At 53.0% G+C, this 25,352-nt stretch carries 24 protein-coding genes and 1 riboswitch; of the genes, 6 read left to right on the top strand and 18 right to left on the bottom strand.

The window, feature by feature from the left end:
- The first annotated feature begins 215 nt into the window (after positions 1 to 215).
- From udk to IEV46_RS13950, 3 genes are all read left to right on the top strand, one after another.
- Positions 216 to 836 carry a uridine kinase gene (udk, locus tag IEV46_RS13960; RefSeq protein WP_188433163.1) on the top strand — a complete coding sequence of 207 codons (621 nt, stop codon included), beginning with the start codon at positions 216 to 218 and terminating at the stop codon, positions 834 to 836.
- A gap of 179 nt (positions 837 to 1,015) precedes the next feature.
- Entirely contained in the window at positions 1,016 to 1,861 is an 846-nt protein-coding gene (locus IEV46_RS13955) for a YitT family protein (protein ID WP_373284622.1), read from the top strand.
- Between the two features lie 153 nt (positions 1,862 to 2,014).
- Complete coding sequence (locus IEV46_RS13950; protein ID WP_188433161.1) at positions 2,015 to 2,554, top strand: flavodoxin family protein; 540 nt, start codon at positions 2,015 to 2,017, stop codon at positions 2,552 to 2,554.
- Positions 2,555 to 2,797: 243 nt separating this feature from the next.
- On the opposite strand, the gene gcvH is transcribed toward IEV46_RS13950, so the two are convergent.
- From gcvH to IEV46_RS13900, 10 genes are all read right to left on the bottom strand, one after another.
- A complete protein-coding gene (gene gcvH, locus IEV46_RS13945) occupies positions 2,798 to 3,181 on the bottom strand; it encodes a glycine cleavage system protein GcvH (RefSeq protein WP_188433160.1) in 384 nt (127 codons plus the stop codon).
- A 15-nt stretch (positions 3,182 to 3,196) separates the two neighbouring features.
- The gene (locus IEV46_RS13940; RefSeq protein ID WP_188433159.1) at positions 3,197 to 3,649 is read right to left on the bottom strand and encodes a TlpA disulfide reductase family protein; all 453 of its coding nucleotides are present in this window, start codon (positions 3,647 to 3,649) and stop codon (positions 3,197 to 3,199) included.
- 93 nt (positions 3,650 to 3,742) lie between these two features.
- Positions 3,743 to 4,282, bottom strand: a complete 540-nt coding sequence (locus IEV46_RS13935) for a peroxiredoxin (RefSeq protein WP_188433158.1) — start codon at positions 4,280 to 4,282, stop codon at positions 3,743 to 3,745.
- Between the two features lie 885 nt (positions 4,283 to 5,167).
- The gene (locus IEV46_RS13930) at positions 5,168 to 5,845 is read right to left on the bottom strand and encodes an SOS response-associated peptidase (protein ID WP_188433157.1); all 678 of its coding nucleotides are present in this window, start codon (positions 5,843 to 5,845) and stop codon (positions 5,168 to 5,170) included.
- A 77-nt stretch (positions 5,846 to 5,922) separates the two neighbouring features.
- The gene (locus IEV46_RS13925; protein ID WP_188433156.1) at positions 5,923 to 7,554 is read right to left on the bottom strand and encodes a thiamine pyrophosphate-binding protein; all 1,632 of its coding nucleotides are present in this window, start codon (positions 7,552 to 7,554) and stop codon (positions 5,923 to 5,925) included.
- Between the two features lie 209 nt (positions 7,555 to 7,763).
- The gene (locus tag IEV46_RS13920; protein WP_188433155.1) at positions 7,764 to 8,123 is read right to left on the bottom strand and encodes an arsenate reductase family protein; all 360 of its coding nucleotides are present in this window, start codon (positions 8,121 to 8,123) and stop codon (positions 7,764 to 7,766) included.
- Between the two features lie 51 nt (positions 8,124 to 8,174).
- On the bottom strand, positions 8,175 to 8,732 hold the full coding sequence (locus IEV46_RS13915; RefSeq protein ID WP_188433154.1) for a cob(I)yrinic acid a,c-diamide adenosyltransferase: 558 nt from the start codon (positions 8,730 to 8,732) through the stop codon (positions 8,175 to 8,177).
- A gap of 33 nt (positions 8,733 to 8,765) precedes the next feature.
- Complete coding sequence (locus IEV46_RS13910; protein ID WP_188433153.1) at positions 8,766 to 9,584, bottom strand: heme ABC transporter ATP-binding protein; 819 nt, start codon at positions 9,582 to 9,584, stop codon at positions 8,766 to 8,768.
- Between the two features lie 26 nt (positions 9,585 to 9,610).
- Positions 9,611 to 10,612: a FecCD family ABC transporter permease gene (locus IEV46_RS13905; protein WP_308420313.1), complete on the bottom strand. Its 1,002-nt coding sequence runs from the start codon at positions 10,610 to 10,612 to the stop codon at positions 9,611 to 9,613.
- Positions 10,613 to 10,635: 23 nt separating this feature from the next.
- Complete coding sequence (locus tag IEV46_RS13900; RefSeq protein ID WP_188433151.1) at positions 10,636 to 11,595, bottom strand: ABC transporter substrate-binding protein; 960 nt, start codon at positions 11,593 to 11,595, stop codon at positions 10,636 to 10,638.
- 138 nt (positions 11,596 to 11,733) lie between these two features.
- Positions 11,734 to 11,929, bottom strand: a riboswitch (cobalamin riboswitch).
- A gap of 103 nt (positions 11,930 to 12,032) precedes the next feature.
- Between IEV46_RS13900 and IEV46_RS13895 the strand changes: the two genes are divergently transcribed.
- Together IEV46_RS13895 and IEV46_RS13890 are read left to right on the top strand one after the other, a co-directional pair.
- Positions 12,033 to 12,905 carry an alpha/beta hydrolase family protein gene (locus tag IEV46_RS13895; RefSeq protein ID WP_188433150.1) on the top strand — a complete coding sequence of 291 codons (873 nt, stop codon included), beginning with the start codon at positions 12,033 to 12,035 and terminating at the stop codon, positions 12,903 to 12,905.
- A 689-nt stretch (positions 12,906 to 13,594) separates the two neighbouring features.
- Entirely contained in the window at positions 13,595 to 14,386 is a 792-nt protein-coding gene (locus IEV46_RS13890) for a DUF2797 domain-containing protein (protein ID WP_188433149.1), read from the top strand.
- Between the two features lie 77 nt (positions 14,387 to 14,463).
- Here IEV46_RS13890 and IEV46_RS13885 read toward each other — a convergent pair whose 3' ends face one another.
- The 6 genes from IEV46_RS13885 to IEV46_RS13865 form a co-directional block, all read right to left on the bottom strand.
- Positions 14,464 to 15,045 (bottom strand): glycerol-3-phosphate acyltransferase, encoded by a 582-nt coding sequence (locus IEV46_RS13885; protein ID WP_188433148.1) that lies wholly within the window; start codon positions 15,043 to 15,045, stop codon positions 14,464 to 14,466.
- Between the two features lie 89 nt (positions 15,046 to 15,134).
- Complete coding sequence (locus IEV46_RS13880) at positions 15,135 to 15,701, bottom strand: nitroreductase family protein (RefSeq protein ID WP_308420314.1); 567 nt, start codon at positions 15,699 to 15,701, stop codon at positions 15,135 to 15,137.
- An 89-nt stretch (positions 15,702 to 15,790) separates the two neighbouring features.
- On the bottom strand, positions 15,791 to 16,849 hold the full coding sequence (locus IEV46_RS13875) for a YkvI family membrane protein (RefSeq protein ID WP_188433146.1): 1,059 nt from the start codon (positions 16,847 to 16,849) through the stop codon (positions 15,791 to 15,793).
- A gap of 122 nt (positions 16,850 to 16,971) precedes the next feature.
- Positions 16,972 to 17,103: a hypothetical protein gene (locus tag IEV46_RS18365; protein WP_268235914.1), complete on the bottom strand. Its 132-nt coding sequence runs from the start codon at positions 17,101 to 17,103 to the stop codon at positions 16,972 to 16,974.
- 220 nt (positions 17,104 to 17,323) lie between these two features.
- Entirely contained in the window at positions 17,324 to 19,756 is a 2,433-nt protein-coding gene (locus IEV46_RS13870; protein ID WP_188433145.1) for a transglycosylase domain-containing protein, read from the bottom strand.
- A 172-nt stretch (positions 19,757 to 19,928) separates the two neighbouring features.
- On the bottom strand, positions 19,929 to 22,511 hold the full coding sequence (locus tag IEV46_RS13865) for a transglycosylase domain-containing protein (RefSeq protein ID WP_188433144.1): 2,583 nt from the start codon (positions 22,509 to 22,511) through the stop codon (positions 19,929 to 19,931).
- A gap of 204 nt (positions 22,512 to 22,715) precedes the next feature.
- On the opposite strand from IEV46_RS13865, the gene IEV46_RS13860 reads away from it, so the two are divergent.
- Entirely contained in the window at positions 22,716 to 22,889 is a 174-nt protein-coding gene (locus IEV46_RS13860; protein ID WP_188433143.1) for a hypothetical protein, read from the top strand.
- Between the two features lie 395 nt (positions 22,890 to 23,284).
- On the opposite strand, the gene IEV46_RS13855 is transcribed toward IEV46_RS13860, so the two are convergent.
- Positions 23,285 to 23,539 (bottom strand): hypothetical protein, encoded by a 255-nt coding sequence (locus IEV46_RS13855; RefSeq protein ID WP_188433142.1) that lies wholly within the window; start codon positions 23,537 to 23,539, stop codon positions 23,285 to 23,287.
- Positions 23,540 to 23,651: 112 nt separating this feature from the next.
- Positions 23,652 to 25,337 (bottom strand): lipase family alpha/beta hydrolase, encoded by a 1,686-nt coding sequence (locus IEV46_RS13850; protein WP_188433141.1) that lies wholly within the window; start codon positions 25,335 to 25,337, stop codon positions 23,652 to 23,654.
- Positions 25,338 to 25,352: the final 15 nt, after the last annotated feature.

The following is a 25,352-nucleotide window of genomic DNA, read 5'->3' as shown; positions in this document are numbered from 1 at the left end:
TGCCCTTTTTTCGCCATAAGAAAATCCCCTCCGGCAGTTCAGTGCTTTTGTCCATCTTACCAGATGGACTTTTTTCACTGTCTACCGTATGGGGATAATACCACCAATGAGGGATTTTTTCTTTACTCCACCGGGCTTTCTTGAAAAAAACTCCCGAAATTGCTATCATCAGCAAAGTGGTTTTCACAGACCGAAGGAACAGAAAGGGATTATGTATGAAGAGACCGATCATCATCGGGGTTGCCGGGGGAAGCGGCTCCGGCAAGACCACTGTCGCCCGCAATATCTGCGAGCGGTTTTCAGATTCTGTAGCACTAATTGAACAGGATTCCTATTATAAAGACCAATCCCATCTGCCATTGGAAGAACGCATTCACACCAATTATGACCATCCCTTCGCCTTTGATACGGAGCTGCTCATCTCCCATTTGCAGCAACTGCTGAAACGAATCCCCATCCAAAAGCCGATCTACGATTATACCCTTCACACCCGGGCAGCCCGAAGGATTCCGGTGGAGCCCAAAGATGTAATCATTCTGGAAGGTATCTTGATTCTGGAAGATGAACGGCTCCGTGATCTGATGGACATCAAAGTGTTTGTGGATACCGATGCCGACGTACGGATCCTGCGCCGCTTGGAACGGGATGTGAAGAACCGCGGACGGACGCTGGATTCGGTTATTCAGCAATATCTCACCGTGGTCCGGCCGATGCACCAGCAATTTATCGAACCGGGCAAACGCTACGCTGACCTGATTATCCCTGAAGGGGGCTACAACCAGGTGGCGGTCGGCCTGTTGATCAACCAAATCCAGACCATCTTGGCTGACAACTGAAAACTCTCCCTCCGAGCTTGTCGGGGGGATTCATTTATTTTAAACAAATGAAAAGGCCCCTTTAGAAATGCTATAATATTGACACAGGAAAGTTAATCCTGCAAAAGGAAATAATTTTCAGAGAAGAGGTGTGTTTCGGAAGTATGGAGTCTGTCACGGATACAATTGAACATAAGAAAATGGAGAGTAGCCACTTATTAAAACGGTTGATCATGATTCTGCTCGGTGCCTCCCTGGTGGCAGTCGGTCTGGAAATCTTCCTTGCCCCCAATCAAGTGATTGACGGGGGAATCACCGGAATCTCCATGATCTTTTCTCATCTCAGTGGAGTCAAATTGGGTATTTTCCTGTTCCTGCTCAATCTCCCCTTTTTATTCCTCGGGTACAAACAAATCGGGAAAACCTTCGCCATATTCACGTTGTTTGGCATCGTCGTTCTCTCGGTGGCAACGTCCCTTCTGCACCCGGTGGAACCCTTGACCGATGACCCTCTGTTGGCTGCCGTCTTCGGCGGTGTCATTCTTGGAATCGGTGTCGGAATGGTGATCCGCTACGGCGGCTCCCTGGACGGCACAGAGATTCTTGCCATCCTCTTCAATAAAAAACTGCCCTTTTCCGTTGGTGAAACCGTGATGGTGATGAATCTGTTCATTCTGGGAAGCGCCGGGTTTGTGTTCGGATGGGAGCACGCGATGTACTCATTGATTGCTTACTTTATCGCCTTTAAAATGATTGACCTCACCATTGAGGGTTTGGAGTCAACCAAGTCCGTCTGGATCATCAGTGACCAACACCGGGAGATCAGAAATGCCCTTTTCCACCGGTTGGGACGAGGTGTCACCTATCTCCACGCCGAAGGCGGTTACAGTGGGGATGAAAAGAAGGTGATCTTTTGTATCGTCACCCGACTGGAGGAAGCCAAATTGAAGTCCATCGTGGAAGAAATCGATGAAGATGCTTTTTTGGCATTCGCAGATATCTATGATGTGAAGGGCGGACATTTCAAAAAGCAGGATATTCACTAAACCCGTGAATCAACGGATTTAGACTCCGATATATCCCCTGAAATGGGTAATTCCATCCATCCTCTCGCCAATCCACCTTTCTTCAGCTATGATATTAGAAGTGGCTTTACCCCGGACGGAAGTGAGTTTGAAAGAAAGGTTGGTTGGAGATCCATGAGTATTCTGGCTTTATACTGTAGCACCCGCAGGAAGGGAAATTCTGATTTGTTGGCAGATATTGTGGTGGAAGGTTTGGACTGCACCAAAATTCATCTAATAGATCATCATATCGAACCGATCCGGGACTTCCGCCACGATCCCGAAGGATTCAAACCCGTCCATGACGATCATTCCAAGCTCGTCCGGGAGATGTTGAAACATGAAATCCTTCTCTTTGCAACACCGATTTATTGGTACGGCATGCCCGGGATTCTAAAAAACTTCATCGATCGTTGGTCCACATACTACAGCGATATGATCTTTAAAGACCGCATGAGCGAAAAGGAAGCGATTGTCGTGGTGACCGGCGGGGATGATCCCCAAATCAAAGGATTTCCCCTCATCCAGCAATTCTACTGGATTTTCGAGTTTATGGGCATCGAATTTACAAACTACATCATCGGCAATGGAAACAATCCCGGAGATATCCTGCGGGACTTGAACGCTTTGTCCAAAGCGGAACAACTCAACCATAAACTTCGCATGCGGGGGTAAAAGGTGCTCCGACCGGGAAGAGGGAACCCACTGATACTTTGGTTCCCTCTTTGTCGATTAAGGGGGGCGATCACTCCCGGCAGGCGACTGACCTCATGGATTTGGCAGACGGGGATACCCTTTTTCCAACTTTCGCAGCAGGGAAAATTTTATCGACGGCTCCGGGAAGACCGGATCATTTTATACACGTCGCTTAAATGCATGAAACAGAAATCCCGGCGCCTTCAGGGCACCGGGAGATCATCATTCAGAAACCATCGCTTCATATTTGTCGGCATCCATCAGTTTGTCCAGATCGGAGGTATCGCTGACCTCAACGACAATCATCCACCCGTCACCGTAGGGGGATTCGTTCACCTTTTCCGGAGAATCATCCAGATCCTTGTTGACTTCCACCACTTTTCCGGTGACCGGGGAGTACAGTTCGGATACAGTTTTGACCGATTCGACACTGCCAAACGGAGAGTTGGCCTCCAGTTCCTCCCCGGCTTCCGGCAGTTCGACAAAAACAATATCTCCCAATTCGTCTTGAGCAAAATCAGTAATCCCGATGCGTACTCGGTTGTCCCCTTCCTGTTTGACCCACTCGTGTTCTTCGCTGTATTTCAGTTCCTTGGGCAGATTCATCCCAAACCCCTCCTGTTACTCTTGAGTTCCCAGGAGTCGCTCCAAAGGGCGCTCCAACATTTTTAAAGCATTTTCCCCGGCGGAGCGATGGCGCAATTGCCCTTCCGCATCGAATAGGTAAAAGGCAGGCACAAACTCGTTTTCAAAAGCATCTACGACACTGTGTTGGTTGTCGATGGCCTGGGGATGCGTCAGCTCATGTTTTTCAATCGTTTCCTTGACGGCCTCTCGGTCGGTGTCTTTCTCGGAGCGGGGCATGTGAATCCCAACCACCCGCAGGCCTTTTTCCTTGTAGTGGTCCCGGATTTTCAGAACCTCCGGCATGCTCTTTTTGCACAAGCCGCAACTGATGGACCAGAAGTGAAAAAGGACCGGCTTTCCTTTCAGCTCCTCCTTGGTCACTTCACCGTTCACCCATTCGGTGACATCCTTCAGCTCCGGCATTTCCGTGCGCAATCGTAATGCCATGTCTTAGACCTCCCTCATCATCCCTTACCGAACATAGTTCCTTTTCTGGTGAAAAAGGGCCTAACAGCGGCGTTAGGCCCTTGGGTTTGTACCTCAGAGCGTTTTTTCACCCGGTTTCCAATCGGAAGGACAGAGACCCCCACTTTGCAGGGCCTTCAGAACCCGAAGGGTTTCATCCACACTGCGACCCACGTTGTCATCGGTCACCACCTGGTAACGGACGATCCCCTCAGGATCGATAATGAACAGACCGCGTTGGGCAACACCTTCGTCTTCGTTCAGCACTCCATAAGCACGGCTCACGCGGTGTGTCGGGTCGGCGGCGAGGGGGTATTTGATCTCACCCAGACCGTTTTCATCCCGGGGAGTGTTGATCCAGGCGCGATGAACGAACTCCGTGTCAGTGCTGACACCGATGATGTCACAGTTCTCGTCCCGGAACTCCTCATAACGGTCGGAAAGAGCGGTAATCTCAGTCGGACAGACAAAGGTAAAGTCCTTGGGATAGAAGAACAGAACCAGCCACTCCCCTTCGTAGTCGGAGAGTTTCACCTTTTCATCCAAGGTTTCGAGGTTCTTCGTGCTTTTCATTTCAAAGTCGGGTGCCGGCAATCCTACCAAACGCGTAGGCATGATATGGATTCCTCCTTCATCCTTGAGTGATCTTATGGACCCACGTTAGTAATCTACCCATGCAATCGATCCGGTAAACCCGTCCGATTGCCAGGTCCCATGTATACAATAACACTTGTATTATAGAAGTCAATACTATGTTAAATTTGATATAACATGGGAATGGTTCTCAACGATAAATTAAACATTTTGCAAAAAGATCGTCACACGTTGTCCAAAAATGGAGACCGACGATCTGATTTTCACAAGGGAGTTTGATCAAGTTGTGAAAAAAGAAATTGTGAGATGATCCACATCTGGCTTCAGGCCTGGTTGCCCAACCACTTCCACCGGCTCTCTAGGTAGGGGGGTCCCGGGCCGTCCTTTTAGCCTTCTCCACCGATCCTTATAGGCCAAGTACTCATTCGCCACGGCACAGTCCCTGTGAAACGGATCACCGGATCCCCTCCCTTGTATGTTTTCTATGGATGACTGTACTTTGATTCTGCGATATCCCAAAAAAGTTAACATCTTTCATTTGAATCACATATCATGAAAAAAACTTCTTCGAGGAGATTTTTCGATGTTTATCCTTGTTCCTTGGTATATCGCAAACCCTTTGATCCCTTGGTTCTTTTACGGTACATTAGTGCCTTCCAATCCTCACATCCCATTCCCGGTCCGTCCCCGTGTTCCGTTTTAAGAATTGTGAGCGGGAATCCTCCTCATTTCAATGAGGAGATGAAAGCGAGCGTAGTTCTGCATCCCCCTTGAAGCACGGGACGGGGTCTTTTGCGTGTCCAAAGTCAGGTACTCCCGACGGCCATCATACCAAAAAAATACGGACTCGCCCGCTTCCGTTTCCGGGGTTATGCGGACTTCCGCAATCAAACGTCTCTTATCATTTCAATCCAGCGGAAGGATGCATTCGGGTTGGTCATTTTTAGGGGAATTGACGATGGGAGAGACCGGATAAATCCGCATGTGACCCGACTCACAGGGCCCCAGCAACGGTTCCAGCAAAGCGGGTTCCTCCACCCCGGGGTCGAGCCAAAGATTCTCCTCCGATCGGTCCAGGATCACGGGCATCCGACGGTGAATCGGACGAATCTTATCGTTGGGATGGGTGGTGATGATGGTGAAGGAGTATACCCTGTGACCTTCCTTGGGATGGGTCCACTCTTCCCACAGTCCGGCAAAGGCAAACAGGCCGCCTTCCTTAAACAGGATTCGCACCGGCTGCTTTTTGCCGGATTCGTCCTGTCTCCACTCGTAGAAACTGTCCGCCGGCACCAGGCAGCGTTTGCGACGAAAGGCGTGGCGAAAGGTCGGCTTTTCCGACAATCCTTCACTTCGGGCGTTGATCAGACGGTTTCCGACAGAGGCATCCCTGGCCCAATGCGGGATCAGTCCCCATCGCATCGGCGTCAGTCTCCGGGTGTTTTTCCGGCAGATCACAACCGGCACCGATTGGGTCGGTGCAATGTTGAAACGGGGTTTATGGCCCATCGCTGTAAGCTCTCCGATTTGAAAACGGTGCTTAATTTCACTCAGCCCCGCAGTCAAGGTAAAACGTCCGCACATGCCCTCATCCCCCCGCTTTCAGTCTCAAATCCCTTCTCTCTGCATGATATTTCAACGGAACCTCTGTTTTTCCTATTTCAAAGTTTCGTGTGAGGGACGATCGTGTCGTCGCAATGGACATCCACCAGGGAAACCCGGTGGGAGGCGAGGGCTGCCGTCAACGCCGTCTCCAACTCTTCTGTCTGTCTCACCCGGTATCCCTTTGCTCCGAATGCTTCCGCCATCGCGACAAAATCCGGATTGTTAACCTCGCCTCCCAGTCTCTTCAGTCCCCCCCGGATCATCCGGTTTCGCTCCATGGCATAAACCCCGTTATTCATCAGCACGATGGTGACCGGAAGCTCATAAGTTACTGCCGTGATCAAATCCGCCAGTGTCGTTCCAAATCCCCCGTCCCCCGCCAAAGCTACCACTTGTCGCTCCGGTTCAGCCAGCTTGGCTGCCATGGCAGCCGGCAGTGCAAAGCCCAGGGTGCGCCAGCGCCCCGAGATCAGGATCTCCTGCTCCTCCGCCTGAAAGATCCGGTTAAACCAGAGCAGGTGATCCCCCACATCCAGGGTGATGACGGCATCAGGTTTCACCGCCCGGTTGAGAGCGGCCACCACCCGTTGCGGGACGATAGGCTCCGTATCCATCCAGGCCTCCCGTTCCAGTTGTGATTTCCAGCCTTGCTTCAGATCCTGAACCCGCTGCAACCAGGTGAAACGATCCCCCTCCCCGATCGCCCGGTTCAATTGCGGCAAAACAGAGGCCATCTCCCCCACCACTGCTGCGCTAACCGGCATCGCATCCCCGATATTTTCCGGCCGGGCATCCACTTGGACAACCGGGATCGAGGCGGGAACTACCCCCTGTGGCCACCAGGTGGCTCCCAAAATCAGACATCCGTCCGCTTCCCAAAGCAGATCCTTGGCGATATTACTCCCCCCTTGGCCCAAACCGCCGATATAGAGTCGATGATCATGGGGAACACAGGATTTGGCCGGGAGAGTGGTCATGATGGGGGCTCCCCACTTCTCAGCCAGATGGAGCAATTCTGTTTTGCATTCTTTCACCCCGCGGCCGGCCAGAATTACTGGACGGGCCCAGCTTTTTAAAAGCTCGATGGCCCGTTCCAGTTCATTTTCTTGCGGCGGCGGGGCCGTCCGGGAAACCAGCGGGGGGTACAACTCCCCGTGGACGCTGTCCATCCATACATCCTTCGGAACCGACAGATGTGCGACACCGCCCGTGGACCATGCTTTTTTCATGGCCAGATTCAGCTGAACAGGAAGTGCTCTTGCATCGGCGGTCAGTGCCGAGTAAACCGCCAGTGGCTCTATCATCAACTGTTGATTGAGATCCTGTTTGCTCCCCGTCCCCAGCTTTTTTCGTTCCACCTGTCCTGTGATCGCCAGCACTGGGGCACGATCCTGGGCGGCATCCGCCAGACCGTTAAGCATGTGAACGATTCCGGGACCGCTGGTGGCAGTGCAGACAGCCAGCTGGCCTGTCAGTTTCGCTTCGGCGGAAGCCATCAGAGCAGCCGTGGTCTCCAGACGGCAATTGATGTAGCGGATCTGATCCTGGGCGGCGATCGCATCCATGAGATGCAAGGTGGCATCCCCCGCCACACCATAGATCCTTTTGCATCCCCAGGCTGCCAATTGTTCCACCAGATATCCGGCTGCGGTCCGAGACGGAACAGATGTCTTCGGATTGATTGCCATGGAACATTCCTCCTTTCATTCTTAGTCTGTATCGGATTTCGATGGACATACCGCAAAGCTCGGTCTCCTGATTTGACAAGTCCAGGTCAGGCGATTCTCCGTATTTATGGGAAAATCCTGTATAACCCATGCGACCATACAGGGCGCTCACCTCACCGGTCATCTGAAGCAACCAAAAAAACACCGGATCGACAGATCCGGTGCAAACTTCAGCGGGCCCAAACTTCGTCAAACATCTCTTCCTTGAAGCCGACGGTCACTTTCTTTCCGTCAGTGACGATGGGACGTTTGATCAGCATTCCGTCAGAGGCGAGCAGGTCCAACATTTCCGCCTCGTCCATCTCTTTCAAGCGATCCTTGAGCCCCAGTTCCCGATACTTTTTCCCGCTGGTGTTGAAGAACTTGGTCAGCGGCAATCCGCTCTTTCGCACCAGGTCCTCCAATTCCCGGCGGGAGGGCGGATTTTCCACGATATGACGATCCTCGTGGGGAATTCCCTTCTCATTCAAATATTTGAGCGCCTTGCGACAGGTACCGCAGCGCGGATACTGATACACGATCAAAATCATTCCAGATCCCTCCAAGGGTTTGTTCCCCCCAGTATACCCGATTGGAGCCGATTATCGGAAGACCTGACCTCCCCGCTTGTATTCCACATCGCCAATCCCTTTCCGGACATTGGCCACCCGGGCGATGGCGAAGAAGTAATCCGACAGGCGGTTCAGATAGCGGCGAACCTCTTCATTGGTCTCCTGTTCCCGGGCGAGAGTGACCACACGCCGTTCCGCTCTCCGGGTAAGTACCCGGCAGATGTGCAACACCGCTGATGCCGGGCTTCCCCCGGGCAGAATAAATCGGCGGATTTCCGGAGCTTCCTTGTCATAACGGTCAATCCACTCCTCGAGACGGGTCACCATCTCTCCAGTCACTTTGTAATTCCGTTTTTTCCCCGCCTGGGCCAGGTCTCCTCCCGCATCAAAGAGTTCATGCTGGATTTCCATCAGATCGGCAATCAGATCGGCATGAACTTCCGGATCCAGCCGGGCAATCGCTTCCCCGACAAAGGCATTCACCTCATCAATGGTGCCGTATGCCTCCACCCGAATATCATCCTTATCCACCCTGCCTCCGATCACACCGGTCTGTCCTTCATCTCCAGTTCGGGTATACAGTTTCATGTTCCATTCCCCCTCGGTTTGAGTATACCGCGATCACAATGTAAACGATTCCGCCGGTTTTGTGGCGGAGGAATCTCCGGCTCCGGGTTGAAGCAAGACTTGGGGTGCATGGGTGACCGGGTGGCGGGTGAGAACGGGTTGCACTCCGTATACTTTCCGGATCCGATCCGGAGTCAAGATTTCAGAAGGAGATCCTTGTGCAAAACAGGTTCCCTCTTTCAACATCAGGATCCGGTCGCAGTAAAGAGCCGCCAGATTGAGATCATGGAGGACGATCAAGACTGCAATCCCTTCCCTTTGACTCCAAGACCGGATCCAGTCCAGCATACCCAATTGATGGGCGATATCAAGAAAAGTGGTCGGTTCATCCAGAATCAACACCCGGGGATCCTGGGCCATCGCTTTGGCAATCGCCACCCGTTGCCGCTCCCCACCACTCAACTGATCCACATGCCGGTCGCGATCTGCTTGCAATCCGGTTTCCAGCAAGACACTCTCTACCACATGTCGGTCCCGCTCCCCCGCCCAGGGCCAAAATCCCTGATGAGGATGGCGTCCCATCTCCACCACTTCTCTGACGGTGAAGGGTACCGAAGGCAACCCCTCCTGGGGCAGGACGGCCAAGCACCTGGCCTTCTCCCGCTGGGACCAATCGCACAAGGGACGCCCATCCAGCCGAACTTCCCCTTTGTCGGGGAGTTCCTCCCCGGTTAACAGACGGAGCAGTGTGGTCTTTCCGCTGCCGTTGGGTCCAACAATTCCCAACACCTCCCCGGGAGACACCGAAAGACTCACCCCGCACAATACCCTCCGGTTCGGATAAGATTTATGCAAACCATCTGCAACCAGCATCTCCAGCCCCCCTTGTTCCCGGCCGCTCATTGATATTCATGTTTGCGCTTCAGCTGCCAAGCGAAAAACGGTGCCCCAACGAAGGCGGTCACCACCCCGATCGGCAGTTCCCGGGGTTCCATGACCGTCCGGGCCACAGTATCCGCCCCGACAAGGAAGAGGCCTCCTGTCAGAACCGCTGCGGGGATCAACACCCGATGATCCGGCCCCGCGATCCGGCGCATGATATGGGGAATAATCAATCCCACAAATCCAATGGTACCGGAGACAGCGACTGCAGCTGCCGTCATCAGCGTGGCGGACAACAGCAACACCATCCGGGTCCGTCGGACGGAAACACCCAAGTGAGCGGCGGATCGCTCTCCCAGAGAAAACAGGTTTAATGGGCGCGCCATCAACCAGATCAAGGTCAGTCCGGAAATCAGAAAAGGAAGCACGACATAGATGTGGTGCCACTCCCGCGCGGACACGCTTCCCATGATCCAAAACTGGATCTGTTGCAACTCTTCCGCTGAAGACATCCCGATTAAAAAGGTCAACATCGCTCCAAAAAAGGCCTGGATCACTACACCGGCCAAGATCAGAGTCGACCTGTTCCATCCCCGTCCCGCCAGTCCCAATACGAGGAAGAGGGCGACAGAAGCAAGGAGAAAAGCCCAGATCGGCACCGTCCATCCCCCCAACCAGGCCGCCCCGGCGCCGGTGAAAATGGCGATCGCCGCCCCCAGTGCGGCACCGGAGGAAACTCCAAGGATATAGGGATCAGCGAGAGGATTTCGCAAGAGTCCTTGAAACACCACTCCGGCCCCCGCCAATGCCATGCCAACCAGAGCGGAGAGAATCACCCGGGGCAGACGAATCTGCCAGATGATCGCCTCTGTCGCCGGATCAACCGGTTCGGACCCTGTCAACTTGGTGCCCACCGTCCGCCATACATCCTCCCATCCCAGATCCGCACTCCCCCAGGAGATCGCCGCTCCCATCACCAGCACCAGGAGAAGGGTCAAAGAGAGAGACCAGAGAATCAACCGGGAAAGCCAACTCCATCGCTTCATTTGGCTGTTTCGGCATAGATATCAGGGTAGATCGCCTTGGAGATTTGGAGAAGTCCTTCAGTGATCCTCGGTCCCGAACGACTGACTATATTGCTCTCCAGGTGTTCCACCCGTCCCTCTTTCACAGCCTGAATACTTTTCCATCCCCCCCGGGATGTGATTTTTTCCTTTTTGTCCGGGTGGGTGTAAAGGATCACATCGGGATTCCATTTGACCACATTCTCCGAAGAGGCCTGGAACCAGCCTTTCTCTCCTGTTGCCACGTTTTTCCCACCGGCCAGGGTGATCAGTTCGTTCATAAAGGTCTCATCCCCGGCTGTGAACAGATCGGAGGAGACTTCGATCCATACCTTGGCTTGTTTGTCCGCCGGCACTTTAGCAGCGACCTTTTCCGCCAACTGTTTCTCTTTCTTCATCTTTCCGATCAGCTGCTCCGCCTCTTTTCCGGCACCTGTCGCTTTCCCCACATCCCGAATCTGTTGGAACACTCCATCCAGATCCTGAGGTTCATAGGCGACGACAGTCAATCCCAACTTACGGAGCTTCTCAATCGTCTTCTTGTCGTTCAGCCCGCTGGACGCCAGAACCAGATCCGGTTTCAGGGAGAGCACTTTTTCCTCATCGATGTTCATGTCGCCCACTTTTTCCACTTTCTTTGCTTCGGCGGGATAGTCGTCATTGGTCGTCACCCCGACCATCCGGTCCCCCAATCCCAGAGCATAAGCAGTTTCTGTCATGCTGGGAATCAGGGAAATGATCCGTTTCGGTTCCTTTTTCACCGTGACCTTTGTGTTGGTGCCATCTGTCAAGGTGACCGGGAAGTCGGCTTCCTGCTTTCCGGAATCCCCGCCGGCCGGGGGATTGTCACCCGTATTTGGAGTGGACCCGCAGCCGACCATCACAAACACCAGCAACAAGGACAACCATACTGCAGAAATTCGTCTCCATCTCTTCATCTTTCATCCGCTCCCATTCGCCTTTGTTCCGAGGCAAAAGAAAACCCCCATTTACCGTGAGGCAAAGGGGGGTCCTGACCGAATCAAAAAATGATCCCAGGATCCGGTGGCATCTCCTCAGCCTCGAAGGAGATCGCAAGTTTCCCAGATGAAAAGGCAGGTCTCCTGGCTCATGGATCCTCACTCGGCCGCGCCTTCCCGTTCTAAAAAACAGTGGCATCATGCGGCTTCGCTCCCCAAACACAGTGGCGGGACCGCGCCGGAATCTCACCGGCTTCCCTTTTCACTCCCCACCCTCCATGGGGGTGGGGAGACCTTTTCATCCTATCGACTTGTGAACCTATTATATACTGAAATCCTGCACCGGATCAATTAAAAAGGATACCGAAGATCCGCAAAGAAGAGATTATGGTGAAAGATCAGCGAAGGGAGGACAGGTGTGGACCGCTTCGGCCGCACCGTCTGGAATGCACAGAAAAGACTTTATATTGAACCTGAACAAGGAAGACCGAAAGATCCGGGGAGAGGTACACCTTCCCGACAGCACCGGCCCTCATCCGGTCGTCATCATTTGTCATGGCTTCAAGGGATTCAAAGAGTGGGGTTTCTTCCCCCATACCGCCCGAAGTCTGGCCCAATCGGGATTGGCCGCCATCACCTTCAACTTCTCCATGAATGGCGTGGGGGAGGACCCTGATACCTTTGGAGAACTGGATAAATTCGCCCGCAACACCTTCAGCCGGGAGCAGGAGGATCTGCAGTTTCTGATTCAACAATTATACAATCGATCCTTGCCCGGTGCCGATTTCCTCGACATCCACCGGGTGGCACTCCTCGGTCACAGCCGGGGTGGGGCCAACAGCCTGCTGTTTGCCCTGGATCACACAGACGCTATCCATGGGGTGATTCTCTGGAACAGCGTTTCCCGCGTCGACTTCTTTTCCGATGAACTGAAACAGGAGATCCGCAAGAAAGGAAGAGCCACTCTCCTCAATGCCCGAACCGGTCAGGAGATGCCCGTCGACCGGGAAGTGTTGGATGATATCGAACTCCACCGGGAACGGTTCGACCTCCTCAGCCGCTTGCCCGGCTTCACGAAGCCGATTCTGATCCTCCAGGGGGACAAGGACGCTGCGGTTCCTATCCAAGCCGCTCAAGACCTCCGGAATGCCGCCCCCCATGCCGATCTCCACCTCATTCACGGGGCAGGACATACTTTCAACGTCGTTCACCCTTTCCAGGGATCCACTCCACAACTGAATGAAGCCATCGAGGCAACCACCCGTTTCTTGCGGGAAATTTTCAGATGAATTTTTTTAGGACGAAAAGGCCGGCCAAAAATGGCCGGCCTTTTCGTCTCAAGGGGGTCAAACTCGTTTTTATCAATTTAAAGGAGGATTGCAATGGACTTTGGATTTGTAGACATATTTCCCAACCTTCCAAAACATCTATTCACACTATATACCATATAAAAATATATGTCAATCGGTGAAAAAAGTGAACTTTGACCCACGCAAATTCTGTTCCCTTTCAGGTTTTCCCGTTTTCATTCATAATAACGAAGTTCTTCTGAAGGAGGTTTCGCTTTCCCGAATCGACCTATGACTTCCAGATTACACTCGTTTGCCTGATTTTATCTACACTTCCGGCCCATCCTGAAATGCAGACCCCTTACTCCTTCGATTTTCCAGCGCCTCGACTTCCATGAAGTATCCCCCCTTGTTTTTGTCAGTTTTCCTTATAAACTTAAACTCGCCTCTCTTATACTCCACTTCTCGAAAGGCGTATTCCGGGTCATGAAAGATTCCAGCCGTTGAAAAAGAATGTGTGCTTCTAGTAAGCTGTAAGTGCATGCTCTGTAATACATCAGTAGATATGGAGATTTGCCGATACGCCCTCCTGGAATGTAGATTGGAGCATCTCTGACGGCGACTGCCTAATATTACTTCAAGAAAACGTTTAGATTAGGAAGTTCAATCAATTAAGGGAGTGGTCATCCATGCAGCTGACCGGCTATATCCAGCCGTTGACACATCAGCATACAGATCCGGTCACTTACTTTTGGCCCTTTCCCGACCGGGAGATTCCGATCAATGAGTTGTTGGGAGAAGAGTTGGAGATCCGTTTTTTAGGGGAAAAAGCTTGTATATACTGTGGACGGAAGATCAAAAAGACTTTTAACAACGGTTCCTGCTATCCTTGTTTCCGGGATCGTGCAGAGAATGACTTATGTATTGTGAAACCTCATCAATGCCACTTTCACCTGGGCACTTGCCGTGATGCCGACTTTGGTGAACGCCACTGCATGCAACCTCATATCGTCTATCTGGCGATCAGTGATGATGTGAAAGTGGGTATCACCCGGAAAACCAACATGCCGAAGCGATGGATCGACCAAGGAGCCGTGACGGCGGTTCCCATCGCCGAGGTTCCGGATCGCAAAACCGCAGGGGAAATCGAGATGCATCTGGCTCAATATATCAAGGATAAGACCAACTGGCGACGGATGCTGAAAAATGAAATCGCCGACCGGGATCTGCAGGAAGTACGTGCCGATATGGAAGCAAAAATCCCCGAAAAATACCGGAGATACTATCAAGGGGACCAAGAACCACTTACCTTTCGTTATCCATGTCTGGAAGTTCCGGAAAAGATCAAACCTCTGAACCTGGATAAGTTGGACCGGATCCGGGGAAAATTGCTCGGGGCCAAGGCCCAGTATCTGATGTTGGACAACGGGGTGATCAATATTCGAAAGTTCAGTGGTTATAAAGTGGAAGTGGCAGTTTGAGAAATAAACCACCAGAAAGCCGAGCCGCTGACGAACAGCAAAACCCGTCGGCGGCTTTTGACATTTCTGGAGATTCCTCATCGCCAACGGCGAAAACCCCGTTTCCACACCGGGGGCTCCATTCCTTTGAACCAGCGATCGGGACGCCCCCTGTTCCTCAACCAGATCACCCCCCCTGCAAACAACACCACCAACACCACGTACACCCCCGGAAACAAAACCAGGGAAAAAACCATGACCCCGATGGAAGCAAAAAGTACAGAGACGGAAAAGTAGCGGGTGAGAACGAGAGTCAGCAAGTAGATGCTCATACCCAAAGCAACCAAAAGCGGGCTCAAGATTAGCAATCCCCCCGCGGCAACTGCCACTCCTCCCCCGCCATGAACGTGCCGGAACAGAGAAAACAGATCCCCCAGCACCGCGGCCGCGGCCGCCAGTGCACCTCCCGTCCACCCTGCCAGCAACAATCCCGTCAGGGTGGCCAACGCCCCTTTCCCCATCTGCAACCCGGCAAAGATCATACCTTCCCGCAAGCCTCTCCCCGGACGGATCCCGCCGGGGGAGAGATGGCTCACCCGGGGAACCCTCCGGCTGTGAAGCAGAGTGAAGACCGGGAGTGAACCGATCAGGTATCCCGTGACAGCAATCAAGATCAGCATCATTGTCTTCCTCCACCTTTCAGGCAGATCGAGCAACCGGGAACCCTTGAAGCCGGTGACGGGATGCTTCCTCTGGAATCAATGCAGGATCAATGATCCCACCATTCCACTTTCTCCTCCATGGGGGCCCGGGGACGTTCCTTGGGAAGAATGGAGGGATAACCGATGTATAAAAACCCGAGCAAGGTTTGCCTTTCACCCAGTTGAAAAAACTCCTTCATCCTGGGATGGTAAGTGGGCTTGCCCGTACGCCAGATCGCCCCCAGCCCCAAGGCATGAGCTGTCAACAACCCATTTTGCACCCCGGCTGCCACAGCACAGATCTCTTCGATTTCCTCCACTTTCGGATCATCGGAAGGAGTGACCGCAACAGCGATCACCACGGGTGCCAGCAGGGGCTTCCGTTCTTCCCGCTCCAAGCTTTCAGCATTCGCCTGTCTTTCGTCTTCCGTCCAACCTTCTTCTTTGATCTCTCTCAACACCTTCCCCAGACGAATCCGGGCAGCTCCTGTCAATACAAAGAACTTCCAAGGCTGGGTCATATGATGGTTGGGAGCCCAGCGGGCCGCTTCCAACACTTTTTCGATCAGCTGTGGTTCCGGCATGGTTTGACTTACTTTTCCAATACTCCTCCGGGACCGAATGGCATCCTTCACTTCCAAACAAGCTCTCCCCTTTCATTGGATTCCCGTTCTATTCTATCCCATTCACCCCTGCTCGGAGAAACCCTGTTTGTGGCACCGTCTCATCCCTGTTTGCCCGGATATTTGCGAACAGCCAGAAACAGCAACATCAAGAGCCCGCAATAGCCGAAGATGGGGTAGATATATCCGATAAACACCGGAAATCCGATCAGGGAGCAGACATACCCCAGGATAAAGATCAGGGCCATCAGCGTATGGATCCGAACCGGGATCACACTTTCCAGATTGGCGGCCAACCCGTAGACATTGCCGATCAGAGTGGTGAATATTTCCCCCCACATCACTGCTAAAAAGAAGTACTTCATTCCCTCTCCCAGGGTGGAGATCACCAGCGCGATCGGGATTTCCAGATGGAAGATCTCAGGGATTTTGAGTGACAGGGCGAAATTGCTGGCCAACAACATGACGCCCAGGCCGACCCCCCCCAGAATCCCTCCCAATCGAAGCGTCTTTTCATCCTGGATCTCCCCTCCCAAGGGAATCAGCACCGACTGTGCCATCGCCAGGTTGAAGGCGACATAAGTGATGGCGGAGATTATCCAGTTCCGGGTTCCTTCCATGGGTTCCATCACCAAAAATTCACCGAGGCCCGATCCCGACAAGCCCTGGATTCCCACCACCAAGGTGAAGGCGAACATACAGGGAACCACCAGGGCGTTGACATTCAAGATTCCTTCCATTCCTTTGATGATCACCAAAAAGGCAATCATAGAGGTGACGATGACGCCAAAATGAAAGGACAATCCCAACTGCTCCTTGAATAAGGCCCCTGTCCCAGACATCATCGCTGTTGTCACTCCGAAGAGAATCACTCCCACAAACCAGTTCATCCAACGGCCGGCGCCGGCGCCAAACAAGTAATTGTTAAACTCTTCATAAGAACGGGCCTTCAAACGTCCTCCAATCACCATCATACGAATTCCCAACCAAGAAAACAGAACGGTCACCAGTAAGATGGCCCATACGCTTCTGAAACCGCTGACCGTAAAAAATTGCATAATTTCCTGCCCGGAGGCAAACCCCGCTCCCACCACCGTGCCAATATAAGTGAAACCGACACGAGAAGCGGTAAACCACCGTTCATGCAGCACCACAGACAACCCCTCCCCGGCTGAAACTCGTCCCCGTAGAATCAGTCTATTGGGACAACACCCGGTTTAGAACCTGTCCGTATGCTTACATGAGACAACCGGCCCCATCCTCATGGGAGGGGGCCGGTTGTTCAGGTGCCCGGACGATCCGGACCTTCCAACTTTCTGTTTCCAAGTCCGGGGCGTGACTCCCTGTCACGTACTTCTCTGTTCTCCTTTTCCTTCCTCTTTTGCTCCAGGCTGGAATTCTTCCGCTTCTTCATGAAATGTGCTTCTCCTTTCCATCAGGTTCCGGGCTCCGCCCCTAGAAGCATTGTGAATTAGTGGTGGCCGGGACGGTCGGGATTGGGTTTCACATGACCTTTTCGTTGTTCTTCGGTCCAAAATCACTCCATGCGAAACCCAACTCTCCCTTTGAACGGCTTTTTCACAATGCTTCTAGTATGACCTGATCCCGCATCCTGATGTAGATAAAGAGTTTTTTCACCTGCCCCAAACCGGCGGCCGCCAGGAACCCCAGTCTCTCCGGTCGGGAATCGGGAATGGATCTCCTTGATCATTGCCGGGTGGATCCCCAGGCGGCTCTCCCGGCTCTCCCGGGTCTCCAGGCTCATCCCCCTCCTCATCCCCGGGTGGGTCATCCCCCTCCTCATCCCCTGGATTCTCAGTGGGGGGCTGTTCCGAAACCAACTGAATCTTCACCGTGTTGGATGGACCTGCCTCTTGGTTTTTCACTGTATCTACTGCGATCACCCGGTATTGGTAGGTCTTTTTCCCGCTGAAGATCTGACCGAGGGGATCGTCAGCCGATTGGGGCATAACAATGCTTCCATCTGTATAAGAACCGGAACTGGTCTCTCCAATCGCCTGCCAGTTGCCTCCCTCCTCGGAACGTTCCACCCGATATTTCAGACGATCGGAGTAATCATTCCACTTCAACCGGACCACCTGTTGATCGGAATCGAAGGATGCAGACAGTTGCACCGGTTTCAACTGGAAGGGGGGCTGGGGTTCCGACACACCGGGATTTTGAAACCGACTGATCGGTGTTCCTTGCAATGTTTCCGACATCACTCTTCGGAAAATCTTGGCCGGATAGGCGCCGCCGGAAAGTTCCACTTTTCCATTTTCCTGATTAAATACCATGGCGGACATTACATACTCCCGGGTGTAACCCACAAACCAAGCCTCCCGGCTGTTCTGCGTCGTTCCCGTCTTCCCGGCCACATCCCGACCATCGGGGAGTCGAGCACTGGTTCCCGTCCCCTGAAGAATGTTGTAGTGCATCATCCGGGTCAGGTAATAAGCGGTCTTCGGAGTCAATACCTGCTGATCTTTCGCCAATTCTTTCTTCGCTTCCCATTCCCGATCCTCAACAGTGATCTTTCGGATGGCATGGGCTTGGGTTATCCGGCCGTTATTGGCAAAGGGGGAATAAGCCTGGGCCATTTGGATCGTGTTCACCCCTTCGGTCAATCCCCCGAGAGCCAGTGCAGCATCAGAGGACCGATCCTTCCGGTTCAGTGTCAGACCCATCCGGGTGGCGTAATCCACAGCAGTATCCCGTCCCACTTCATTTTTCAACAACCAGGCTGTGGCCACGTTGAGAGATTTGGCCAACACATCCTTCAGTGGCAACTTTCCAAAATAACGTTGTTGAAAGTTTTTCGGCTGCCAATCCCCGATCCGAAAACCCGGCGGATCGGGGACGAGTGAAAATTCATCATACCCCTTTTCCTGCACTGCCGGAGCGTATACCGTGATCGGCTTGATCGCTGATCCTGGTTGCTTCAATTCCGCTTTGGAACGGAGGATATATCCCTGACCCTTATAGTCACGTCCACCTGCGATGGCGGCAATGCCTCCGGTTTTGGTGTGGACCATCGTCGCCCCGCCATCCAATTCATCATGTTCTTGGAAGAGGGAATCATCATCGAAAGCTTTTTCCATCGCCGTCTGGGCTTGGGGTACCAGGTTGGTCTGTATTTTGTATCCCCCGGTGGCCAGTTCCGTCTCGGAGATGCCATAACGTTCTTTCGCCTCTTCCACCACCAGATGTTTATAAGCTACATACTGATCCGACTTCAGGTATCTCTTCAGATTTTTTCGATCCACCCCCAGATCCGTCTCGCGGAGTCGTTCCCGTTCCTCCCGGGAGATCACTCCTTCTCTCGCCATCACATCGAGAACCAGGTTCCGTCTCTCCAATGCCTTCTCCCGGTTCAGATAGGGATTATATGTGGATGGAGCCTTGGGCAGGGCTGCCAGCAGGGCGGCCTCCTGCGGCTCGAGCTTCGCCTTGGTCAGATCTTTTCCAAAGTAGATTTTGGATGCCATCTGGATTCCCTGGACATCATTCCCGAAGTAGATAAAATTGAGATAAGCTTCTAAAATATCTTCTTTATGGTATTTTCGTTCCAAATTCCACGCGACAGCCACTTCTTTCAATTTTCGGGTGTAGGTTTTCGTCTTGTTTTCCAGGATGACATTCCGGGCCACCTGCATGGTGATCGTACCGCCACCCTCTGCCTTTCTGCCTTGCAGCACATTATGGACCGCCGCCCGCAGAAGGCCCCTGAAGTCAACTCCGTGATGTTCATAAAATCGGCGGTCTTCCACCGCAACAAAGGCGCTCTCAATCAGTTTGCGGGATCGAACATCCTCCATGTGAACATACTCCTTGTTGGTGGAACCCAGCTTGGTCGCCGGGCGGTTGTTCACATCATAGATGGTGGAAGCCACGTCGATGCGGTTCAACCGGTCGAGAGGCATCGACTTGGCCGTCATCATCACCACAGAACATCCCCCTGCCACCAACAGGGCCGTGGTGATCAACACCAGCAAAATCCACTTCCGGTTGATCAGTCGTCTGAAGCCCCTTCTTCGCTTCCTGGACTCGGCCCGTTTTTCCTCCATGCTTCTCAACCTCCCTCTCTCTTTGACTCCTCCATCTGTATCCATCCGATGATCATACCTGGCATCTATGTTACTCCAATTCTTCCTTTAAATCCAATAGATTTCCTTTTCCAATCATAACATCCAAATACAAAAAAAGACCGGTCCATACAGACCGGTCTTACTCATATGATTATCTGTCCCATGGGGGTCGCCAACCATTATTATCACCGTTATCATTTCCGTTGTCACCCCGACGATCGCCACCATCGGGGGGGCGATCTCCCTGCTCGTTCCCCGGGGGAAAGGGCGTGTCACCGCCGTTGGGGTTCTGATCCTCTCCCTGATCCTTTGGTTGATCATCCTCCTCCTCATCATCATCTTCCGGCGGCTCTTCCTGCTTGGCAGTGATTCGGATCGTCATCACATTGGACGGCCCGGACTCCTTGTTATCGGGATCCTCCGCCTGAGTGTCGATGGCGATCACCCGGTAATGGTAAGTCTTCGACCCGCCGCCAAACAAGCCATCACTGGGCACCTCAATGTTGCTGTCGTTGAAGGCCCCATCCGATGTCTCGCCGATGGCACTCCAGTTGGAACCGTCTTCGGAGCGCTCCACCCGGTATTTCAACCGGTCGGAGTAATCGGACCACTGCAGATTCACCTGGGAGCTGCCGTCAAACCCGCCTCTGAGGTCCTTAATCGGTTTCAGCTCAAAGGGCGGCTCGGGCTCCGGCACACCTGAGGGTTTCCGGAATTTCTGGGGCGGCATCCCTTCCAGGGCTTTGCTCATCACATCCTGGAAGATGGGAGCCGCATAACCTCCACCGGAGAGCTCCACATCGTTCTCCTTGCTTTTATCGTATTGGTTGAACACCGTGACCGCGCTCACATACTTCGATGTGTAACCCACAAACCAAGCCTCTTTGCTGCTCTGGGTGGTCCCGGTTTTTCCGGCCACTTGATGACCCGGTATCTGAGCGTTGGTCCCGGTCCCTTCCTCCACGTTATTCAGCAGCATCCGTGTCATATACCAGGCGGTTTTGGGATCAAACACCTGGTGTTTTTTAATCGGTTTCGCAGGCTGGAGAACCCGGTTGTTCTCTTGTGGATCCACAATCTTGACCACAGCATGTGCGTCCCGGTTCGTCCCCGTCAGATTGGCAAAGGTTGCATAAGACTGGGCAATCTCGACCGTGGTCGTCCCTTTGGTCATCCCACCCAGAGCCAGGGCGGCATAACTGCCTTTATCCTTTTCATCCAGTTGAATCCCCGCTTTTTCCGCGTATTCCGCCGCCGCAGGCAGTTTCACCTGATCCCGCAGGATCCGGATGGTGGAGAGGTTCAGGGAGTTGTTCACCATCTCCTGCATCGGGATGTCTCCATAAACCTTGCGACTCATGTTCTTCGGTTCCCAGTCACCGATCTTGATCGGTTCGTCCTTCACCATCGTGTATTCATTGAAGTTATGATCCTTGATTGCCGGACCGTAAACAGTGATCGGCTTGATCGCGGATCCCGGCTGCCGGTTGGTGATCGACCAGTTGTAGTACCCCGGTTTGTAATCGCGGCCGCCGCCCACAGCCACAATCTCCCCGGTTTTCGCATCGAGAACCGTCATGGCGGCGTTCAGTTCCTCCGGCTTCAACTTCCGGCCGGTATCCTTGTCGACGAAAAACTCATCCTTCTGCAGGGCTTCTTCCGTCGCCTTTTGAACCTTGGGATCGAGGGCGGTGTAAATCCTGTAGCCTCCGTTGATCAGATCTTTGGAATCGATCCCAGGGTAACGCTCCTCAATTTCATTGAGAATCAGACTTTTATACGCATAGAATTCGCTACTTTTCAGATGTTTTTGGACTGCTTCCTGCTTGACGCCCAGGTCCATCTTTTTATATTTTTCCGCTTCCTCCTTGGTGATCAAAGCACCGAAGGGAGCTTCCGTCTCTTCCGCCATCTTGTTGAGCACCACATTGCGGCGGAACTTGGCTTTATCCGGGAAACGGAAGGGATCGTAACCGTAGGGTGCCTTGGGCAACCCCGCCAACAGGGCGATCTCATGGGGCTCCAACTTCTCCTTGGTGATATCCTTGTCAAAATAGATCTTGGCCGCCATCTTGATTCCCTGCACGTTGTTCCCGAAATCGATATAGTTGAGATAGGTTTCCAAAATCCTGGTTTTGGATACTTCCTTCTCCAGGCTTAAAGCTGCCATCATCTCGTCCAATTTCCTGGAATAGGTCTTCTTCCGATCTTTGATCACCGCGTTCCGGGCCACCTGCATGGTGATCGTTCCACCGCCCTCGGCCTTGCCCATGGCGATGATGTTTTTCACCACGGCCCGTCCCAGGCTCCAATAGTCCACACCGTGGTGATTGTAGAAGCGTTCATCCTCCACTGCGACAAAGGCCTGATATAATTCAGGGGACTTCACATCTTTCAGTTTCACATACTCCCGGTTGGTAGATCCGAGCTGCATCACCTTTTTCCCGTCACGATCATAAACTACGGATGAGGTTTCCATGCTCTTTTTAACTTCATCCATATTGTAGGTTTTTGCACTCATCATCACTGCGGAGCAACCGCCCACCGCCAGCAGAATGGTGGTGGTGAACACCAGGAAAAACCATTTTTTGTTGAAAAAACGGAAACGTTTCCCGCTGCCGCCTCCCCGACCGCCCCGGGAGGAACGGCCCGCCAGGGAACGACGCTTTGCTCTACGGCCAGTACTGCGTGACCGCGGCGGCATGCCCCCCGGCGTCATCTGATAATTATCCATCACTTCAAACCCCCTGCATTCCATTCATTTTCCCGGTTTTGTCTGTATTTCCGAATAAAAGGATCTTATGAGTACTGAGAAAACAATGAAATCCTCAATCTTCAAAAACCGATGATTCCTGGGGGATCTTATCCCTTGCAAATTCGGTATCGACCTCTTTCTCCGCTTCTTTCCGTTATGGTATAGTGGGAACGAGGTGATTCCATGAACACCCAAGCAGCGGTGTTTGCCTGCCGGTTCACCGGGTTCATCGGCATCCTCGCATCCCTCCTCTTCTGGAAAATGTACGGTATCACCGGTCTTTCCCTCGGACTGGCCGGTTCGATTTTCTGGTTTGGACTGGGCCTGTACTTTCAAAGGACAGGTGGGAAAGGATGACGCCTGGATGAAATAAATACCCTCTCATTATAACGTAACCGGGATAAAGTTTGTTGCAGAATCTCCGTTTTGTTACAAAACCACTGCCTTCCCAAGCAGTGGTTTTTACCCCTCTCCAAGAAATATGGGGGACACAGAAGCTCCCCTGATCTCCCCCATCCTGATTCGGATTCACCGTTTATGAAAGTGCAAACCAAAAACGACCCGGCGGGTCGCTGTTTCATCAGTATGATCCGTTGTATGCCTCCCTTTCAGAAGCGTGATAAGTGATGGCCGGGTCAGTCGGGATTGGGTTTCACATTCCGGCGCCAAAGCCAAAGTTCTCCACGATCCAAAGACGCTCCATGTGCAACCCCATCCTCCCTGTGACGGGTTTTTCACAAGGTTTTCAGAGGTCAATCCCTGACCGGTTCCAGGATCTGTTTGGACATCAACAGCAGACAGATCGCCCCCAAGATGATCCCGGCAACGGTAAGCAGAGGTCCGGAAGAATCGAGAATGGCGAAAGCAAGTACGAGAGAGGCGATACTCCCCCAGGCGACAGCCCGGAATAGACGCCGTTTGGTCACCCAGGCGAGACTGGATGACAAAACCAGGATCACACTCATCGCCTGCCATTCCCACAAGGAAAGAAACGACCAATCCTCCATCTGAATCCCTCCAATCTCTAACCAGTATGACCCACCAGGGTCTTGCCGAATACATTTTCTTTTAAAAAACCCGCCTGTTCGGCGGGTTTGAGGAGGTGATTTCCAGTGCGGGTCACTTCAGGTAGAAGGAGCGGATCACGGTTCGCTGGAAGTCTTCTCCCTTGTCGTTGACCCCCTGAACATCCACCGTCAGATTGTAAACACCGGGTTTCATCTGTTTCGGGAGGTGCCCGGAAAAAGAAGATCTCTCTTTGCCTGTCGAGTCCAGTTTTCCATGAAAAGCATCGGCTTTCATTTTGTGAATGCTGTGGGCCTTCGGCGGAACCAGGCGAACCTTCACATTCTCCGGTTTCGCTTTCCAACCTCGGGGCAGATTGACCCGAACAGGAACATCCCGCCCCGATTTTCCCGGAACTTGGACATCCACTTTCATCTCGGCACTATCCATCAAAGTGGTCGTCAACAGGTAGGCGTCATCCTTTTCAGAGATGAGGCGAACCTTCCAGTGCCCCGCCTCCGGGTCGGAAATTCGATAACCTTGGATGGCAGCCCCCCGGAAAATTTCCTCATCTCCCCCAGTACGGTAAAATTGCGCACTCTGATGATTGTATACCTTGCCGGAGGGGGAGATGAGACGAACTGAAACTGAGGGGTCGCCGGTCATCAGGTTGAAGATCGCCTCTTTGGCCCCTGATTCCACGGCCACTTTCTCTTCCACCGGGGTGCCGGCGGGAAGGGAGTCCCCGCGAACCACCTGTTCCGAACCTTCGGAATCAGCATCGGCGGAGGAGACAGCCACTTCTTTCAACGCATCCCGCTCCGCAGTCGTGACGGCAGCTGACCGCAAAGAGGGTTCGATCCGGGGAAATGCCGTGCTTCCCATCCGAATATTGTCATGATCAAAGGATTCGGTAAACAGATGTTGCCCATAAGGGAGAGAGGCACTCCAAACATTGACCATTCCGTCATTGCTTCCGTGAGGCGCCAAATAGGCTCCACCCGTCCAGAGGGCGGATGGAAATGGCCCCCAACTGGTACCGGCGGAGGTGTAGTAATTGTTTTTGCCGACGTTGGCGTGGGAATCGGTCACCGAACGGAAATACTCCATATAACCGGTCTGCAACACTTCGGTGCCCGCATCTCTCGATCCCAACAGTTCCGCCAACCAGCCGGCCCACCAACTAAAGGCGAGATTCGCCAAATGGGAGCCCTCGTGCGGAGAGCCGAGGGTGATCACACGGCCGACATGGGGGTATGCTCCGGAATGGATCAAGGCCGCCTGTGTATCGACCCCTCCCTTACTGTGAGCGACGATGTTCACCTTTTCACCGAAATATTGCCGAATCTCACTCAATTGGCGGGCCAACAGGGCTCCATTGTCCCACATATCCGCCGCGTCCCCTCCGGCGGAATCGTACAGCTCCACAAAGGCAGTGCGATAACCATGATTATAGGCGTAATCATACATATCATTGTGACCGTGATATACCGTATCCTCCCACCAATTGCTCGCATGCCCGTGCAATCCCTGGACAAAGACAATGGGGGGTTTGCTTTTGTCCATATTGGGAGGAGTGGCTCCCACATACCATGTTCCCGGCTCACCCCCGTCACTTCCTCCACCTTTGCCACCGGTGACCTTGAACTCACCTTGAACTTTGGAAGGAGGTGGTACCACGCCGGCCGGTTTCGGCTTCGGCGCTTTTTCTGTTGAGGCCGCTCCCTGCACCCAGCCCGCCGGGAGCACCAAAAGAAAGGCCAGCAGCGTCACCACTCCTTTCCACATTCTCCTCTTCAATGTGGAACACCTCAT

Source organism: Kroppenstedtia guangzhouensis, from assembly GCF_014637345.1.
Lineage (GTDB): Bacteria > Bacillota > Bacilli > Thermoactinomycetales > DSM-45169 > Kroppenstedtia > Kroppenstedtia guangzhouensis.
The sequence above is the reverse complement of the archived record's forward strand: the minus strand, read 5'-3'. Positions and strand labels throughout refer to the sequence as shown.

Excerpts from the sequence above, each read along its gene's own strand:
- udk (WP_188433163.1), top strand. The coding sequence starts at position 216 with ATGAAGAGACCGATCATCATCGGGGTTGCCGGGGGAAGCGGCTCCGGC.
- IEV46_RS13955 (WP_373284622.1), top strand. The coding sequence starts at position 1,016 with ATGGAGAGTAGCCACTTATTAAAACGGTTGATCATGATTCTGCTCGGT.
- IEV46_RS13950 (WP_188433161.1), top strand. The coding sequence starts at position 2,015 with ATGAGTATTCTGGCTTTATACTGTAGCACCCGCAGGAAGGGAAATTCT.
- gcvH (WP_188433160.1), bottom strand. The coding sequence starts at position 3,181 with ATGAATCTGCCCAAGGAACTGAAATACAGCGAAGAACACGAGTGGGTC.
- IEV46_RS13940 (WP_188433159.1), bottom strand. The coding sequence starts at position 3,649 with ATGGCATTACGATTGCGCACGGAAATGCCGGAGCTGAAGGATGTCACC.
- IEV46_RS13935 (WP_188433158.1), bottom strand. The coding sequence starts at position 4,282 with ATGCCTACGCGTTTGGTAGGATTGCCGGCACCCGACTTTGAAATGAAA.
- IEV46_RS13930 (WP_188433157.1), bottom strand. The coding sequence starts at position 5,845 with ATGTGCGGACGTTTTACCTTGACTGCGGGGCTGAGTGAAATTAAGCAC.
- IEV46_RS13925 (WP_188433156.1), bottom strand. The coding sequence starts at position 7,554 with ATGGCAATCAATCCGAAGACATCTGTTCCGTCTCGGACCGCAGCCGGA.
- IEV46_RS13920 (WP_188433155.1), bottom strand. The coding sequence starts at position 8,123 with ATGATTTTGATCGTGTATCAGTATCCGCGCTGCGGTACCTGTCGCAAG.
- IEV46_RS13915 (WP_188433154.1), bottom strand. The coding sequence starts at position 8,732 with ATGAAACTGTATACCCGAACTGGAGATGAAGGACAGACCGGTGTGATC.
- IEV46_RS13910 (WP_188433153.1), bottom strand. The coding sequence starts at position 9,584 with ATGCTGGTTGCAGATGGTTTGCATAAATCTTATCCGAACCGGAGGGTA.
- IEV46_RS13900 (WP_188433151.1), bottom strand. The coding sequence starts at position 11,595 with ATGAAGAGATGGAGACGAATTTCTGCAGTATGGTTGTCCTTGTTGCTG.
- IEV46_RS13890 (WP_188433149.1), top strand. The coding sequence starts at position 13,595 with ATGCAGCTGACCGGCTATATCCAGCCGTTGACACATCAGCATACAGAT.
- IEV46_RS13885 (WP_188433148.1), bottom strand. The coding sequence starts at position 15,045 with ATGCTGATCTTGATTGCTGTCACGGGATACCTGATCGGTTCACTCCCG.
- IEV46_RS18365 (WP_268235914.1), bottom strand. The coding sequence starts at position 17,103 with ATGAAGAAGCGGAAGAATTCCAGCCTGGAGCAAAAGAGGAAGGAAAAG.
- IEV46_RS13870 (WP_188433145.1), bottom strand. The coding sequence starts at position 19,756 with ATGGAGGAAAAACGGGCCGAGTCCAGGAAGCGAAGAAGGGGCTTCAGA.
- IEV46_RS13865 (WP_188433144.1), bottom strand. The coding sequence starts at position 22,511 with ATGGATAATTATCAGATGACGCCGGGGGGCATGCCGCCGCGGTCACGC.
- IEV46_RS13860 (WP_188433143.1), top strand. The coding sequence starts at position 22,716 with ATGAACACCCAAGCAGCGGTGTTTGCCTGCCGGTTCACCGGGTTCATC.
- IEV46_RS13855 (WP_188433142.1), bottom strand. The coding sequence starts at position 23,539 with ATGGAGGATTGGTCGTTTCTTTCCTTGTGGGAATGGCAGGCGATGAGT.